This window comes from Shewanella sp. DAU305, from assembly GCF_026802235.1.
GTDB classification, from domain to species: Bacteria; Pseudomonadota; Gammaproteobacteria; order Enterobacterales; family Shewanellaceae; genus Shewanella; species Shewanella baltica.
On record NZ_CP113808.1, the window covers coordinates 629,336 to 645,727 of the forward strand.

The 16,392-nt window shown below is 48.7% G+C and carries 13 protein-coding genes, 1 tRNA gene and 1 pseudogene; 10 read left to right on the forward strand and 5 right to left on the reverse strand.

Annotation, left to right across the window (positions count from 1 at the left end; genetic code table 11):
* The first annotated feature begins 567 nt into the window (after positions 1 to 567).
* The 6 genes and pseudogenes from fdnG to selB form a co-directional block, all read left to right on the forward strand.
* The gene (fdnG, locus tag OX890_RS02690) at positions 568 to 3,582 is read left to right on the forward strand and encodes a formate dehydrogenase-N subunit alpha (RefSeq protein WP_145963098.1); all 3,015 of its coding nucleotides are present in this window, start codon (positions 568 to 570) and stop codon (positions 3,580 to 3,582) included.
* Positions 3,583 to 3,584: 2 nt separating this feature from the next.
* Entirely contained in the window at positions 3,585 to 4,496 is a 912-nt protein-coding gene (gene fdxH / locus OX890_RS02695) for a formate dehydrogenase subunit beta (RefSeq protein ID WP_310473085.1), read from the forward strand.
* Entirely contained in the window at positions 4,493 to 5,134 is a 642-nt protein-coding gene (locus OX890_RS02700) for a formate dehydrogenase subunit gamma (RefSeq protein WP_006084873.1), read from the forward strand. The genes fdxH and OX890_RS02700 overlap by 4 nt, the downstream gene beginning before the upstream one ends.
* Entirely contained in the window at positions 5,134 to 6,039 is a 906-nt protein-coding gene (gene fdhE / locus OX890_RS02705) for a formate dehydrogenase accessory protein FdhE (protein ID WP_126490899.1), read from the forward strand. The genes OX890_RS02700 and fdhE overlap by 1 nt, the downstream gene beginning before the upstream one ends.
* Before the next feature lie 97 nt (positions 6,040 to 6,136).
* Positions 6,137 to 7,558: an L-seryl-tRNA(Sec) selenium transferase gene (gene selA, locus OX890_RS02710; protein ID WP_006084876.1), complete on the forward strand. Its 1,422-nt coding sequence runs from the start codon at positions 6,137 to 6,139 to the stop codon at positions 7,556 to 7,558.
* Positions 7,555 to 9,402: pseudogene (gene selB / locus OX890_RS21180) on the forward strand (selenocysteine-specific translation elongation factor); the annotation flags it as partial. The gene selA and the pseudogene selB, both read left to right, overlap by 4 nt.
* A gap of 69 nt (positions 9,403 to 9,471) precedes the next feature.
* Here selB and OX890_RS02720 read toward each other — a convergent pair.
* Positions 9,472 to 9,566 (reverse strand) — tRNA-Sec (locus tag OX890_RS02720).
* Between the two features lie 141 nt (positions 9,567 to 9,707).
* Here OX890_RS02720 and fdhD point away from each other — a divergent pair.
* From fdhD to yedF, 3 genes are all read left to right on the forward strand, one after another.
* On the forward strand, positions 9,708 to 10,544 hold the full coding sequence (gene fdhD, locus OX890_RS02725) for a formate dehydrogenase accessory sulfurtransferase FdhD (protein WP_006084880.1): 837 nt from the start codon (positions 9,708 to 9,710) through the stop codon (positions 10,542 to 10,544).
* A 113-nt stretch (positions 10,545 to 10,657) separates the two neighbouring features.
* Positions 10,658 to 11,872, forward strand: coding sequence for a selenium metabolism membrane protein YedE/FdhT (gene yedE / locus OX890_RS02730; RefSeq protein ID WP_011982059.1), 1,215 nt, complete (start codon positions 10,658 to 10,660; stop codon positions 11,870 to 11,872).
* Positions 11,872 to 12,105 carry a sulfurtransferase-like selenium metabolism protein YedF gene (gene yedF, locus OX890_RS02735; protein WP_126490900.1) on the forward strand — a complete coding sequence of 78 codons (234 nt, stop codon included), beginning with the start codon at positions 11,872 to 11,874 and terminating at the stop codon, positions 12,103 to 12,105. The genes yedE and yedF overlap by 1 nt, the downstream gene beginning before the upstream one ends.
* Before the next feature lie 139 nt (positions 12,106 to 12,244).
* On the opposite strand, the gene OX890_RS02740 is transcribed toward yedF, so the two are convergent.
* Together OX890_RS02740 and OX890_RS02745 are read right to left on the reverse strand one after the other, a co-directional pair.
* Positions 12,245 to 13,585: a M48 family metallopeptidase gene (locus tag OX890_RS02740; protein ID WP_126490901.1), complete on the reverse strand. Its 1,341-nt coding sequence runs from the start codon at positions 13,583 to 13,585 to the stop codon at positions 12,245 to 12,247.
* Between the two features lie 207 nt (positions 13,586 to 13,792).
* Positions 13,793 to 14,428, reverse strand: a complete 636-nt coding sequence (locus OX890_RS02745) for a hypothetical protein (RefSeq protein ID WP_126490902.1) — start codon at positions 14,426 to 14,428, stop codon at positions 13,793 to 13,795.
* Positions 14,429 to 14,834: 406 nt separating this feature from the next.
* Between OX890_RS02745 and OX890_RS02750 the strand changes: the two genes are divergently transcribed.
* Positions 14,835 to 15,266, forward strand: a complete 432-nt coding sequence (locus OX890_RS02750; protein ID WP_107403188.1) for a VOC family protein — start codon at positions 14,835 to 14,837, stop codon at positions 15,264 to 15,266.
* Positions 15,267 to 15,269: 3 nt separating this feature from the next.
* On the opposite strand, the gene OX890_RS02755 is transcribed toward OX890_RS02750, so the two are convergent.
* Together OX890_RS02755 and OX890_RS02760 are read right to left on the reverse strand one after the other, a co-directional pair.
* Positions 15,270 to 15,590, reverse strand: a complete 321-nt coding sequence (locus OX890_RS02755) for a hypothetical protein (protein ID WP_232005140.1) — start codon at positions 15,588 to 15,590, stop codon at positions 15,270 to 15,272.
* A gap of 20 nt (positions 15,591 to 15,610) precedes the next feature.
* A complete protein-coding gene (locus OX890_RS02760) occupies positions 15,611 to 16,237 on the reverse strand; it encodes a DUF3157 family protein (RefSeq protein ID WP_268650062.1) in 627 nt (208 codons plus the stop codon).
* Positions 16,238 to 16,392 lie beyond the last annotated feature (155 nt).

Sequence of the window (16,392 nt, forward strand, 5' to 3'; positions counted from 1 at the left end):
TAAGCGTTAAAAGGCAAAATTTAAGGTGCAGGCAGATTGCTTGTGCCTTTTTATTTGGTTTTTTCCTGCTTTTCCTCGATCTTTGTCTTTGCCATTTTGGTGTGTTTAACACCGCAGACTCTGCACTTTTTGCGCTGATCTTTACATTGTCAAATTCAGTGGCTGCTTACCCCTCAATAAACCGTCACTTTTGTGTTTTTATCCGCCATCGTTATACACATTTTAATATCTAAAACTATTTTTAATAACCATATGGTTAGGTTGTGGGACAATATGGACCTGCATTGCTAGACAAATTGTCCTTTTGGTATTGTTGGGTTTTAACTCTTTAATTAAGTTTTTTTTACATTATTTATAGTTTTTAATTTCAATATTATTTATTTATTTGGAGTTAAATTTTGTGATTGGTTATTTGCGATCTCGATCTCATGTCATTATTTGTTATCTATTTCCTCTTTAAGGATAATCTTAAATTAAGTGTGGTCTTTAAGTGGGCCCACTCGATCGGTTGCAATCTTTACCACCGCAACCACTAGACTCATAACGACAAGAGTGTGAGAGGACGCAATGAACAGACGCCAGTTTTTTAGACTGTGTGCTGCCGGAGCTGCCACCTCAGCAATTTCTGCGTTGGGATTGATGTCCGAAAAGGCCTATGCGGCCGTTCGGGAATTCAAACTCATTAGCGCGAAAGAAACCCGCAATAACTGCTGCTATTGCTCAGTGGGTTGCGGATTGCTGATGTACAGCAAAGGAAGTAACGGCAAAAACGCCGAACAAACTATTTTCCATATCGAAGGGGATGCAGACCATCCAGTTAACCGCGGGGCCTTGTGTCCTAAGGGCGCTGGTCTAGTGGATTATGTCAATAGTCCCAATCGTCTTAAATACCCAGAGTACCGTGCGCCAGGCAGCAATGAATGGACACGTATCAGCTGGAGCGAAGCTTACCAACGCATCGCCCGCCTGATGAAAGATGATCGTGATGCTAACTTGATTGAAAAGAATTCTGCCGGGACGACGGTTAACCGTTGGCTTAGCACTGGGATGATGACCTCGTCGGCGATGCCGAACGAAGGCGGCTATATCACCCAGAAATTTGCACGGGCACTGGGCCTAGTTGCAATCGATACTATTGCGCGTAACTGACACTCTCCAACGGTAGCAAGTCTTGCTCCGACATTTGGACGTGGTGCCATGACCAACCACTGGATCGATATTAAAAATTCTAATTTGATCATTATCATGGGCGGTAATGCTGCAGAGGCTCACCCTGTCGGATTCGGCTGGGTTACAGAAGCGATGCAACATAACAAGGCTAAACTTTTGGTGGTCGATCCTCGCTTCACCCGTAGCGCCGCTGTGGCCGATTATTATGCGCCGATCCGTTCGGGCACAGATATCGCCTTCCTGCTCGGGGTGATCCGCTATCTTATTGAAACCAAACAAGTGAACTACGACTATGTGAAGGCTTATACCAATGCCAGTTACATAGTGCGCGAAGACTTCTCTTTTAGTGAAGGTCTGTTCAGTGGTTTCGATGAAGAAACCGATAGCTACAATAAAGAGTCTTGGTACTACGAGTTAGACGAACAGGGTTACGCGAAAGTCGATCCTAGCTTCGAGCATCCACGCTGCGTGTGGAACTTAATGAAGCAACATGTAGATCGCTATGACTTTGAAACAGTAAGCAATATTACCGGTACGCCGATTGCGGACTATGAGATGGTTTGCCAACAAATTGGTAGCACTCATACCCACGATAGAGCCGCGACTTTTATGTATGCCTTAGGTTGGACTCACCATACTAAAGGGGCGCAGAACATTCGCTCTATGGCTATGGTGCAGTTGCTGCTGGGTAACATTGGGGTGTTGGGCGGTGGCGTTAACGCACTGCGTGGTCACTCTAACGTGCAAGGCGCGACCGATATGGGTTTATTGTGCCAAAGCTTGCCTGGTTACTTGAAGTTACCGAGTGAAAAAGACACTGATCTTAAGACCTATCTCGATCGTTACACGCCTGTCGCCTTGCGTCCGGGTCAAACCAACTATTGGCAAAATTATCCTAAATTCTTTATTTCACAAATGAAGAGCTTCTGGGGCGATAACGCCACGGTTGAAAACGACTTTGGTTATGACTGGGTGCCTAAGTGGGATAAACAGTACGACTTTACTAAACACTTAGATATGGCTTTCCACGGTGAAGTGAATGGCTACATTATCCAAGGTGTTAACGCCATTAATTCTATGCCGAACCGCAATAAGGTACTCAAAGCCTTGAGTAATCTTAAGTACATGGTGGTGCTGGATGCCTTGGCAACTGAAACCGCAACCTTCTGGCAAAACGCCGATGGCTTCAACGAAGTGAATCCCGCTGAAATCATGACGGAAGTGTTCCGCTTACCGACGACGTGTTTTGCTGAGGAAGAAGGTTCCATCGTCAACTCTGGACGTTGGATGCAGTGGCATTGGAAGGGTGCTAACCCGCCGGGTGAAGCCAAGCCAGATGCTGAGATCCTCTCCGGCGTCTTAATGGCGATGCGTGAACTGTACAAACAAGAGGGCGGTAAATTGCCTGAGCCAGTGCAAGCGATAAGTTGGGATTACCACAATCCTTACTCGCCGCATGCCGAAGAAGTTGCTCGCGAGCTTAACGGTAAGGATCTCGTCACTCAGCGTCAGCTCAGTAGCTTCTCTGAACTCAAAGCCGATGGTAGTACTGCTAGCGCCTGTTGGATTTATGCGGGTTCTTGGACCGAAGAAGGCAACCTGATGGCTCGCCGCGACAACCATGATCCTTCGGGTAAAGGTGTCACTCCGGGCTGGGCATTCGCATGGCCAGCAAACCGTCGTGTGCTGTATAACCGCGCTTCTTGCGATATCAACGGTAAACCTTGGGATCCAAAACGTACTATCGTCGAGTGGGTTGACGGTAAGTGGCACGGTATCGATGTGGGCGACTTCAACATGAAGTTAACACCACAGGAATCCGCTGGCCCCTTCATCATGCAGCCCGAAGGTGTGGGTCGTTTCTTCGCCCTTAAATTATTGGCCGAAGGTCCGTTCCCTGAGCACTACGAGCCGATGGAGTCGCCTATTGGGGTGAACCCGTTACACAAGGTCACCAGTAACCCAGCGGTACGTATGTTACCGGGCGTGAAGGAAACCTTAGGTTCCCATAAGGACTTCCCTTATGTGGCAACTACTTATTGTGTAACTGAACACTTTAACTTCTGGTCTACTCATGCCCGTTTGGCAGCGATTTCTATGCCGGAAACCTTCGTCGAAATTGATGAAATGTTGGCGGCAGAAAAAGGTATCACCAATGGGGATTGGGTCACTGTCAGCTCTAAACGTGGCAGCATTGAAACCAAAGCTTTAGTGACTAAACGTCTGCAGCCGTTAAAGGTGAATGGTCAGTTAGTTCATACCGTCGGCTTACCCCGTCACGGCAGCCATAATGCGCTCACTCGTAAGAGTTACTCCTGTAACGTGCTCACCACGGAAGTGGGGGATGCAAATACACAGGTGCCTGAGTTCAAGGCATTTTTGGTTAACATCACTAAAGCGAAGGGGCTCTGATTATGGCATCACAAGACATTATCCGCCGCTCCGGTACTTCAGCGGTGACGCCTGCGGCAAAGGGGCGTAATTCGTCAGAAAAGGTCGCCAAGCTGTTCGACGCCACTAAGTGTAATGGTTGTAAAGCCTGCCAAGTGGCGTGTTCTGAGTGGAATGATTTACGGGAAGAAGTGGGCACGTTCCAAGGTAGTTACCAAAACCCTATGTCGCTATCGGGCCAATGTTGGACCCTGATGGAATTCCATGAGGTGATGGAAAGCAACAAGCTGCGTTGGCAATTTACCCACTCGGCCTGTATGCACTGTGCCGACCCTGCCTGCTTAACTGCCTGTTCGACCTCGGGTGCGATTATCCAGCACGCCAATGGTGTGGTGGACTTCGATTCGGACAAGTGTATCGGCTGCGGTTATTGCGCCAGTGCTTGTCCCTTCGATGTGCCCAAAATCGATCCTAAGGACAACAAGGCCTACAAGTGCACTATGTGCTCTGACCGTTTGGCCGTGGGATTGGAACCTTCCTGTGTTAAGTCCTGTACCACAGGGGCGCTGCGTTTTGGCACCCGTGAGGACATGTTGTTTTACTCGCAAAAACGGGTCGAAGAACTGAAGGAAAGGGGCTTTGCTAAGGCAGGACTTTATAACCCTGAGGGCGTAGGTGGTACGGGTATGATGATGATATTGCACGATATCAATCAGCCCGAAAGCTACAACATGCCTGATAACCCGCAGATCCCGCTGTCACTCACTCTGTGGCAGGACTGGGTCAAACCTTTAGGCACTATGGGCATTCTTGCCACTGCCGCCGTCGCTTGTCTGCATAAGATCACCGTCGGTCGCAACATAGTCGAAGAAGACCAACCGGGTTATCAACCGCCAGAGGAAGAGGCTAGGCAGGAAGAGGAGGGCGACAAATGAGCAAGCATGATAAGCAAGAAATGATAGTGCGTCACAAGCTGTTCGATCGCATCTGTCATTGGTTCATTGTAGCAGTTGGCCTAGTGACCTTTCTCACTGGCTTCTCCTTCTTCTATCCGTCGTTTCAATGGTTGGGGGCGATAGCGGGCACACCGCAATTGGCGAAGTTTATTCACCCTATTGCGGGCTTGATGATGTGCTTACCGCTGATGTTGATGTTGGTGCGTTACTACAAACACAACAAATGGGAAAAGCACGACCTCGCTTGGATGCTCGCCATTAAGGATGTGATGTTCGAGAACGAGGAGAAAATCCCGCCTATCGGTCATTACAATCCAGGGCAAAAGGTATTGTTTCGCGCCTTCGTGCTGACGTCTGTCACTTTAACCGTGACGGGGATCATCATGTGGCAGCCTTATTTTGCGCCCTATTTCTCCGCCACTGTGGTGGGTTGGGCCATTCTGTTGCACGCCATTTGTGCGCTCATCATGTTGATTTTTGTGATGGTGCATTTCTGGATGGCGACATGGGTGGAAGGGTCGGTCACGGGCATGCTTTACGGCAAAGTCTCTAAGGCTTGGTGCCGCAAACATCACCCTGTGATGTTGGATGAACATTCGGACGTGGAGAAAAAATAATGAGTCATACAGCCGAGATACCTCTGGTCCCCGGCAGCGAATCGCCGCTGGAACTAAAACCGTTAAAAGCGGCAGATCCCCAAGCTGTGTATCACAGAAGGGCGCATCGTTTGCTGTCATTGGCCAAGGACTCGCCGCTGGCTGACTACTTTGAGCTGTGCCGCCGTCTGGTCTCTATACAGGCCAAATTGGCGGAGGGGGCTGACTTCGGTCAGCTTCTCGCTTGGGGGAAAGATGAGGCGACTCCGCTTTCTCTGTTGGGCTCAGAGGCAGATAGCTATTGGCAAGGACTGCTACAGCAACTGTTAAGTGATTTGTTGCCGCAAGTGGATGAATCCATTGCTCGGGTAGTGCGTTTGCTGATGCAGCAATCTCCCGAGCAGTTGAGTTCGTGGGGGCGTTCACTGCGCCAAGGACATGTCAGTGAAGTGCCGGCCCATTTTAGCTTATTCATCTGGGCGGCGATGGGCGTTTATTGGTCGCATTGGGCACCTATGGTCATCAAGCGGATGGATCAACGTAAGGTGGCACAACAGAGTATGTGCCCCGTATGTGGCTGTCATCCCGTGGCGAGCGTGATTGTCGATCAGCCCCGTGCTGGTTTGCGCTACCTGCATTGCAGTTTGTGCGAAAGCGAGTGGCATTACATTCGCGCTCATTGCACCAGTTGCGGTCAGGACAAAGAGATGACGATTTGGTCGCTAGATGATACTCAGGCTCAAGTGCGGATCGAAAGCTGCGATGAATGTCATGGCTACACCAAGATGATGTTCGTCGAAAATTCACCTTCTATGGATGTGGCGGCTGACGATCTCGCAACCTTGATGTTAGACAGTGAGCTAAATGCTAAAGGCTTTGGGGCGACAACATTGAACCCACTGCTAATGGCCCACGAAACCACGTAAGCCAAATAGCTTAAGTCAATGCAGGAGGGAGTCGGGTTGCTGATCCCTTCCTGCTTTTTATCCAACAGATGACAATAACTTAAACAAGATGACACAGATGATGACCCAAGCACCCGAAACGCCACAAGCCTTGTACCGCGCGTTGCCCTCAATGGACAGCTTACTGGCGGAGCCTAGCTTTGTGGTATTGCAGCAGTCTTACGGCAAAGTGGCAGTAAAGACGGCGCTGGATAGCCAGTTAAAGGCGGCGCGAAGCTTAATTAGCAGTGAGCGCCGTTTGCCGACATGGTGTGGCGAGCTTGCGCAATTGCACGGATGTTTGGTTGATCAACTGTCTAAAGATTACAGCCACAGCTTAATACCTGTGTGGAATCTTACTGGCACCATACTGCATACCAACCTTGGCCGAGCGCAGCAGTCAGAAGCGGCGATTCGAGCCGTGACTTCTGTTATGCGCTACCCCACACCGCTGGAGTTTGAGCTTGCGGCAGGTGAACGTGGTCACAGGGATAATGCGATCAGTGCTTTAATCCAGCGCTTAACGGGTGCCGAGGCTTGTTGTGTTGTGAATAACAATGCTGCTGCTGTGTTGTTGATGCTGTCAGCTGTGGCTGCGGGGAAAGAAGTCATAGTCTCCCGTGGTGAGTTGGTAGAAATTGGCGGCGCGTTTCGCATCCCTGACATTATGCGCCAAGCAGGCTGCACCTTAGTCGAGGTCGGCAGCACCAATCGGACTCACCTTAAGGATTATGAGCAGGCGATTACTGAAAATACCGCTGCGATAATGAAGGTCCACACCAGTAATTATCATATCAGTGGCTTTACTGCCGCAGTGGAGGAGGCAAGGCTGGGTCAGTTATGCCGTGAGCGTGGCATATCACTCATTTCGGATCTTGGTAGTGGCTCACTGACGGACCTGCGCCGCTTTGGGCTAAAACAAGAACCTACGCCCCAAGCCATGCTGGCCGATGGGGTCGATTTAGTGAGTTTTTCTGGCGATAAATTATTGGGTGGCCCTCAGTCTGGTTTGATCGTTGGTAAACAGTCGCTGATTAAGCAGTTACAGAGTCATCCACTAAAGCGCGCCCTACGTTGCGATAAGCTGATTTTGGCGGCGTTAGAGGCAACATTGATCCACTATCTTAACCCTGAAACCTTAGACTCTGAGCTGCCCATTATGGCGAAATTTGCCCGTAGCCAAGAGACGTTATGGCAGATTGGTCATCGCTTACAGCAAGCTTTGGTTCCACACTTTGAACCTTGTTATCGTATTGAGTTAATTGAGTGCCAAACACAGGTCGGCAGTGGCTCGCAGCCCGATACTTTTTTACCCTCAGTGGCGCTGTGTTTTATCGCACTCGATGGCGGCAGTTTAAGTTTGTTAGAACAAAAATTTAAGCAGGCGGCACGCCCTATCATAGGTCGCATGAGTAACGATCAACTCAGATTGGATTTACGCGGTCTTGATAGCGAAGCCGAGCTACTCGCCGAGCTGAGCATATTAGGTGTGCAGTTGTGATCATTGTTACTGCGGGTCATGTCGATCACGGCAAGAGTACGCTTATTCGCGCCTTGACTGGGATGAATACCGATCGTCTGCCGGAGGAGAAGCGCCGCGGTATGACGATCGATCTCGGCTATGCGTTTATGCCGCTTAGGGATGGTTCGCGCCTCGCTTTTATTGATGTGCCTGGGCATGAAAAATTTATCAACAACATGCTGGTGGGCGTGAGTCATGCTCGCCATGCCTTACTCGTGCTGGCCTGTGATGATGGCGTTATGCCGCAAACCCGCGAACATCTGCAAATCCTAGCGCTCTTACCGCTTCACAGTTTGACCTTAGTGCTGACTAAGCGGGATCTGGTTGATAGTGATATGGCTGAGCAGCTTGTCGCCGATGGACTCACTTTGCTGGCCGAGTATGGCATTGAGGCCAGTGGTTTTTTTCAGGTGTCGGCAAGTGAAACTGCCGACTTAGCATCCAATGGTGTGGCCGCACTTAAGGCGCATATTCTTGATTTAGCTGAGCAGGAGTCTAAGCGGGCTGAGGATGCCAGCAGTTTTAGGATGACGCTCGATCGCGCCTTTAGTGTGAAGGGTGCAGGTTGTGTGGTTACGGGCACAGTGATCAGCGGCAATGTGTGCGTGGGTGATAGTCTTTTTAGCTCAGGACAAAAGGCCAAGTTGAGAGTACGAGGCATCCATTGTCAAGGACAAGAAGCCCAAAGGGCCGTCACGGGGACACGTGTAGCACTCAATTTAACCGGAGTTGATAACCATAGGTCGCCCGAACGCGGCGATTGGCTAAGCAGCTTGCCTCAAGCTGAGCACTGTAGCCGCCCTGTGGTGCATATTCGAGTCTTCGATTTATTAGGTATTGAGCCCTTGGTACATTGGCAAAATGTTCACTGTCACCATGGCGCTGATCATACTTTAGGGCGAGTTTCGCTGTTAAATGAAGCTGATGCTGAAGGTTTTTATCTGGCGGAGTTGGTACTCGAAAAGCCGCTACTTTTATGCCAAGACGATCCCATCGTCCTGCGCCACATTGGCGGTAAACAGACTTTAGGTGCAGGGCGAGTGTTGGCGCTTAAAGTCCCTAATCGAAAGAAGCGCACGCCTGAACGAGTCGAGAGATTACAGCAAGTAGCGCGCTTGGATAATCCTGCCCATGTGGTGGCTTTACTCGGCCAAACTCAGGCGCTAGAACTTGCTGAAATTGCGTGGCGTTGGCAATTAACCGACGAAGGGCTCGCTATGCTCTTAGCCCAAGCGGGTTTAGTCCGTCTTGGCGAGTTTGCCGTGGCCACACGTTTACTTGAGCAAGAAAAACAACAGTTTATTACTTTACTGAGCGAGTTCCATCAACAACATCCCGACCAACTTGGGCTTGGGCGTAATCGCCTGCAACGTATGAGTCACAGCGCTTTACCGACCGAATTAGCCAATAAAGTGCTCGATACGCTGTGCCAAGAGGGGCGCATGGTATTGCGTGGCGCCTTGTTGCAATTGGCCGAGCACAGAATCGTGCTTGATGCTGAGGCGCAGCATTGTTGGCAGGCACTTGCGCCTTGGCTTGCCGAGCAAACCGCCCCCGTGTGGGTCACCGAAATGGGCGAATATCTTGCGCTAGAACCTGCCAAATTAAGACTGCTGTGTTTCCAGCTGGTGCAACAGGGGTTTATTACTGCAGTGGTGAAAGACAGGTATTTGCTCAGCGAACAAATCTGTTACTACGCCAGCTTAGTGCGTACTCATATTGCAGAACATGGCAAGCTCGAAACCGCTGAATTTAAAGACTTAATAGGGCTTGGTCGCAAGGTCAGCATTCAGCTGCTTGAGTTTTTTGACAGAAGTGGTTTTACCCGTAGGAAATATCGCAGTAATAGCCGGGAAATTCGTGACGCGGAGCTTTTTTTCTCCCATGCGAATTGGCGGAAGAACATAGGAGTCGAACCTACCCAGGACTGCTGGCAGCCCTACCCGGATTTGAAATCCGGACGCCTCACCGGAGACGACGTTCTTCCAATAGAAGACCTAGGGATAGTAGAAAATGCGTAAAGATGATTCAAGGCGATTCGTATTTAGTTTATAGGTTTGTGATACAAGTCTTAAATTGTCATCAAACTAATTGTTTTTATTTGGTTTTATAGTTTTAAAGGGGCGCTATGGAATATCATTCACATGAAGTGGTTACTGAAAGAAACGTGGTCCTGTTAGAGCATGGACACGCATCTGAGCTGACTGATTACTTAGCCAATGAAGTACGGGTTGCGCTGGTCTATAACGGCATCGCTCATACTGTTATGTTGGCGAGCCCCCAAGATTTAGAAGCCTTTGCCATAGGTTTTACGCTGTCAGAACGTATCGTTTCCCATATCAATGACATCAAAGGGGTAGAACTCGAATTCACCCGTGAAGGCGTGTTGATCCAAGTGGAAATCAACCAACGATGCTTTATGGAACTCAAACAACAAAGGCGCAATATGGCGGGGCGCACGGGTTGTGGACTGTGCGGTGTCGCCCAGCTCGAAGAGGCGGTCAAGCCTGTCATGCGGGTGGACTCAGATGCCAGATTCGACATCAGCCACTTACAAGTCGCACTTGGGCAAATTAAAGATAATCAACAGCATTTTAAGCTGACGGGCGCGACGCATGCTGCCATGGGGCTTAACCATCAAGGACAGATCATCGCCGCCTATGAAGATATAGGCAGGCATATCGCACTCGACAAGTTAATTGGCGCCTTTTCCGCTCACAATGTGGAACGTCCAGTGGCCGTATTGCTCACCAGTCGCGCGAGTTTTGAAATGGTGCAAAAGGCCGCCAGTGCCAATATCCAAATTCTGTTTGCTATGTCCGCCGTGACTTCACTGGCGTTGGAATTAGCAGAGAAAAGCAATATCACGCTTATCGGTTTTTGCCGCAATGGCAGGGCAACGCTCTACACCCACGGTTATCGACTGTTGGGACAGCACTGCGCTAGCTTAGCCAAAGCCATTTAAGCGTGAAACCACTTAAGATTGGCGTTGTATATAACAACCTAAATCATTGTGGCATAAAGGTTATAAGCGCATTGTGCTTATTTTTTTATAGTCTCGTTCATTAGGGTAATGACATGACATGGCAACAATTTAAACAAGAATACTTAGTTCGTTTTTGGGCTCCTATGCCAGCGGTGATCGCTGCGGGTATCCTTTCTACTTACTATTTTGGTCTGACTGGAACCTTCTGGGCTGTTACTGGGGAATTCACTCGTTGGGGCGGGCACTTGATGCAGTTTTTTGGCGCAGAGCCTGAAACCTGGGGATATTTCAAAGTGATAGGTCTGCAGGGGTCTCCTTTAGATCGTATCGACGGCATGATGATTATCGGTATGTTTGGTGGTTGTATTGCTGCTGCGCTCTGGGCCAATAACGTCAAACTGCGTATGCCACAGAGCCGTATCCGTATTGCTCAGGCGCTGATCGGCGGCATTATTGCTGGCTTTGGTGCCCGCTTGGCTATGGGCTGTAACTTAGCGGCCTTCTTCACGGGTATTCCGCAGTTCTCTTTGCATGCTTGGTTCTTTGCTCTGGCGACCGCTGCGGGCTCTTACTTTGGTGCAAGATTTACCTTACTGCCTATGTTCCGTATTCCGGTAAAGCTGAAGAAGGTGAATAAAGCGACTTCGATTAAGCAGGATGAAAATCAGGCTCGACGTCGTTTCCGCATCGGTATGTTAGTGTTTGTCGGCATCGTCGGTTGGGGCTTATTGACTATGTTCAATGCGCCTAAACTCGGCATAGCTATGCTTTGCGGAGTCGGATTTGGTCTGTTAATTGAACGGGCGCAAATCTGCTTTACCTCAGCGTTCCGCGATATGTGGATTACTGGCCGTACTCATATGGCGAAGGCCATTATCTTAGGTATGGCGGTCAGTGCGATAGGCATTTACAGCTATGTGCAACTGGGTGTGCCACCTAAAATTATGTGGGCGGGTCCTAATGCGGTGATCGGCGGCTTGCTGTTTGGTTTTGGTATTGTGCTTGCTGGTGGTTGTGAAACGGGCTGGATGTACCGTGCAGTTGAAGGCCAAGTGCATTTCTGGTGGGTCGGTTTAGGCAACGTGTTAGGTTCGACTTTACTGGCGTATTACTGGGATGACTTAGCTCAACCCTTAGCGACCAACTGGGACAAAGTGAATTTATTGACCAGCTTTGGTGATCGAGGCGGCTTATTGCTGACCTATGTGCTGCTGGGACTTTCCTTTGGCGCTATGTTGCTATGGGAAAAACGTTTCTTTGCTCGCAAGGCGAAGCGTGATGAACAATTGCTAGCGGAGGCGGCGTAATGAATCAATATGTTCCAGATTATCAACTCGATATGGTCGGTGAACCTTGCCCTTATCCTGCAGTGGCCACCCTTGAAGCTATGCCTAAGTTAAAGCTAGGTGAAATTCTCGAGGTGATCAGTGACTGTCCGCAGTCCATCAACAATATTCCCCTCGACGCTAAAAATCATGGTTATAAAGTGTTGGAAATTGAGCAGAATGGACCAACGATCCGTTATCTGATCCAGCGTTAGCGATTGATTTTCGCTAAGGCGTAAAACTGAAAAAGGCACAAACTTATGTTTGTGCCTTTTTACTATTTCCTTTGGAAATACAATTAACTTCCTCAGGAAAAGCTTCTTTCAGTCGATGTCTAATTGAGTTAACTCAGGCTTAGCCTTGGCAATCTAGCGGCAGATATTCGTCAGGAATGTCGCTACTGCTACACACCCAAGTGATATTGCTTTGCTCGTCGACTTGTGGCGATAGATAGACTTCGTAGCCTTGATAATCACCGAGCGCTTCGCCTCCAACAAATCCGACTATGCCATCGGAATAGAGATTGAAGGTCGACAACTGCTCGTCGGTAAACCCGAGCACTTCTAACTCAGTTGGCCAAGCTTTATTACCTTGGTAGTAATGTGTTAGTACTTCCGTTATCGGAGCTAATGACTGATGCAACTGGTCAATATGTTCAATGGCGAGTGCGGCATCGGGTACTGTGGCAGGCCCTGTGTTCATTTGCGGCGCCATGATAACTGGATCGGTATAACTGCTGGCTGCACTCATCTTTTCTTGATATTGCTTGTATGCTGGCAACGCAACTGCGGCGGCAACACCAATAATCGCAGCAAAAATAATGAGTCCACCGCCTGCTGTGCCCATGCGTGGCATAAAGAGGCTAAATACAAATGCCCACGCACTGCGTGATGGCGGCGTGTATTCAGTTCCCTGCGCTTTGGCGTCTACTCTTGCCATACGCTTAGTCAGCCAAGGATAGCTGCCGTTAAGCTCGTGCAGTGACATCCAAAAACCACTCGATTCGCGAGCTTGGCGGATATATTGATCTACATTCATACGTTTCCATTGCTCTACGCCAGCGGCTAAAACGGCAACGGCATTGGTGGCAGAGCGTAAGCTGTTGCAGCAACGTAACCCGTGGAGATCACAGGTATATTCGCAGGCGCGAGAATAAGCCGCGCCCACTAAAGGCAACCAAGTGGCGAAGACTAAAAAGGGTGCTTTGCCAATATGATTGCGGCGAATATGGCCTAATTCGTGGCCGATATAGAAGTTAAGTGCATCTTTATCGGACTCAAGCGCATCCACAATCGATGAAAACAACACGATATAGTTACGGCCGAGGAAGCGGGTTGCCAGCGCGTTGAGCATGCCATCGGCGGCCAACAAGTAAGCCCGTGGTGGCTCTTTCATTTCTAAACGTTCGCAGCATGCTAAGTATTGTTTATGTAATTCAGGGAATTGCTCTGCATTGATTTCGACAGCCGTACCTTTTAGGTAGCTGATAAAAGCGGAGTGGCTGAAAAGATAAATAATGAAAAACATCAACACATAGAGCAGGGCCATGCCCAAAGTGCCTATGATCAATGCTGCCCAGACGATCCCTGAGATAATCGCTAACAGAGTGAACAGCGATTTTTCCTTCGAATAGACAATATCTGTCATTTGGATGGGATTATCTTTCCCTGCAGTTGCGGTAATAACTTGTTCCATGTTTATCCTTTTCCTAGTGAAGTGACAAGCGGCGTGAAAATAGTCAATTTCGCTCGAAAATTCAACCACTATCACGCGTAATGCCAAAATTAACCGTTCTGTGATTCGGTTAAATCAGCATTATGCGTGACTGGCGTAGGAAGCTTGTGTCAGGATCTTGCGGCTTTTTGCCTGTTGGCAAATGTGCTGGCTGTTTTCCAAAGGCAGTTAAGGTGCCTTTATCGCTGTGCCCGCTTTAATGGCTGCTTGAGCGAGGCTGACAATTTGCTTCTCTGCGGTATTGGAAAGGCTTTCATGGACTTTGCTTAGCTCATTCATTTGTTGATCAAGCACCTCCATCGATACGCTCAGACTGTCGATCTCCGCCTGTATCTGAGGATCTTCATTATCGGTCGCAACATTGAGTAAAAGTTGCTGAGTTTGGCTGTTGATCGCGTCGCCTTTTTGCTGCATTTGTTCGCCTAACACTTTCATTTTCTCACCCTGTTGCTGCATGGGCATGATGGCGGTTTTTATTTGCGCCACTATGGCGGGATCTGTGATGACATAAGGCGTGCCTGCTTTTTTCACCCATAGGTAATCGGTATGATAAGGATTACCTTGGCGTTCAAGTTGCTCCCAATCGTCACTGTGGCCAGCACCGATAGTCATCTCGCCATCCTGTTTAACATAAATCCATGAAAAATCTGGCTGACTTTGGCTGAGCACTGATTGGCTGATGACTGATATGCCTCCATCGGCACTGTCGCTCGTTGCTTGGCCCTTTGTTTGAGTTGCCCAAATGGCGGTTGGGATCAGAGCGAGAATAAACAGACCGCCCATAAGTTGAGTGCGCGTATTCATAGTGCTTCCTTGTATGGCTGTGTGGATCGGCGGGTTATGCCAGAGTCGCGTTACTCTGTCAGAGCAGAATCTGTGCCATAAAAATTTCATATTACTTATCAATGTAATGGCTATTTAAGTGTCCGCCGACCGCTGCCGAGATGGCGCAAGAGTGTCCGGCAATGTGTCCGATCAGGCTAGTGGACACGAGCTGGTTATGTAGGGATAAGCCAAAGGCTTTTTCTCACTGAGTAGTTTTTACGCTCGCTCGTCAATGCTTGTTCAACCCAGTGGCAGTTGTACTAGGTATTAAGGTCGTAATGAAAGCTTTTGGGGGTATCAAGGCGAAGCAAAAGTGATTTGGGGCTACGAAGCGCCAGAAATGACCTGTAAACTAATGACCAAATAGTGTTAATTGAAGGTCGCCATGAAACAAGCTCTTGTGCATATCGCCTTGGTCGTAAGAGATTACGACGAGGCGATTGATTTTTATGTGAATAAATTAAAATTTGAACTGGTTGAAGACACTTATCAAGCCGAGCAAGATAAGCGCTGGGTCGTCGTTGCCCCTCCGGGTTCTAAGGGCGCGTCTATTTTGTTAGCGCGGGCTTCTAAGCCAGAGCAGTTCGATTTTATTGGTAATCAAGCGGGTGGGCGGGTGTTCTTATTCTTGAATACCGATGACTTTTGGCGTGATTATCGCCGTATGGTCGCCGATGGTGTCGAGTTTGCGCGCGAGCCGCAAGAACAAGACTACGGCACAGTCGCCGTGTTTAAAGATCTCTACGGCAACTTATGGGATTTACTGCAATTGAATGATGAGCATCCTATGGCGCATAGGTTAGCGTATCGGGAGTGAGGATTAGAAATTCACACCTAATCCTAAGGTCTGGCTCGTATCTTTCGTATTGCCTATGACGGTTTTAGTGTCGTTAAAGTCATATTTAAATGACAAATAAATCCGCTGCGTGAGCAGATATTTAAGCCCTAGGGTCGAGTTTGAGATGTAATCAATCGCTGGCATATCTGGGAAGGCAATTTGCAGATCGGCGTAGGACTCTAAAATGCCGTCAAACCAATATTGTTTATAGTTAAGCGATGTCGCCCAAGCATTGAACTCTAGCACTACAAAGCAATAACATTCGCTAAAAGTATTGATAAGGGATTGAAAACGGGTTCGCAATCCCTTACTTATTCGCCGTGTTAGCGGGAGTTAATTTCGGTGATTTTGAGGTTAATTAACTGCTTCTGCCATTGAGCTTTATCTATGCCTTCGACCCAAATCACGCTGCTTTTGCGCTGCTCGCCTTTGCGCAGATAGGTTTCAGGCATACGGAAAATGGCTTCCCACACTTCGAGTTTTTCGGTTTTGAGCAAAGTGCCATTATCGGCGAAGAAGCTGGCTTCCACTTCGACTAAGGTCACGTGTTCATTGCTGGTACTGGCAAGATCGAAACTGAGTCCAAGTTTATCGCCTTTCCATTGACCTTCGGCAAAGCTGACTTTGATGCCGTCTTTGGCTGTCGAGCCTAATAGCTCAGGCTGGGCAATCGCAGTGGCAGTCAAGGTGGTAATAGGCGCAGCTACAGTTTGAGTGGCAAGTGCAACACTTGGGACGCTGGCAATATTGCTTGAGGTGCTCACTGCCGTCGCAGCTAAGGCATTGGGCGCAGCTTTGGTTTCTGTGACCACATATTCCCAGGTAAAGTCGTCTTTAAGTCTGACTTGGGCGCCATTTTCTAGGGTGATTTGAGCTACGTCGGCGGCCATAACCGATGATGTTAGCAATAACAATGAGCTAAGTGCGCTAAGGCGTAATGAAGTTTGCATTAATTTTCTGGCTCCGATATCCGTCTGAGTCAATATTCTGCCCTAACATAAACAATTTGCCGCATATTAGTCACTGTCTAAGTCGTGTTTTGATGAATAAAGTGGATTTAGCTGGAAGATACTGACTCGAATACAGATTGAGTTCACTGAGTGTG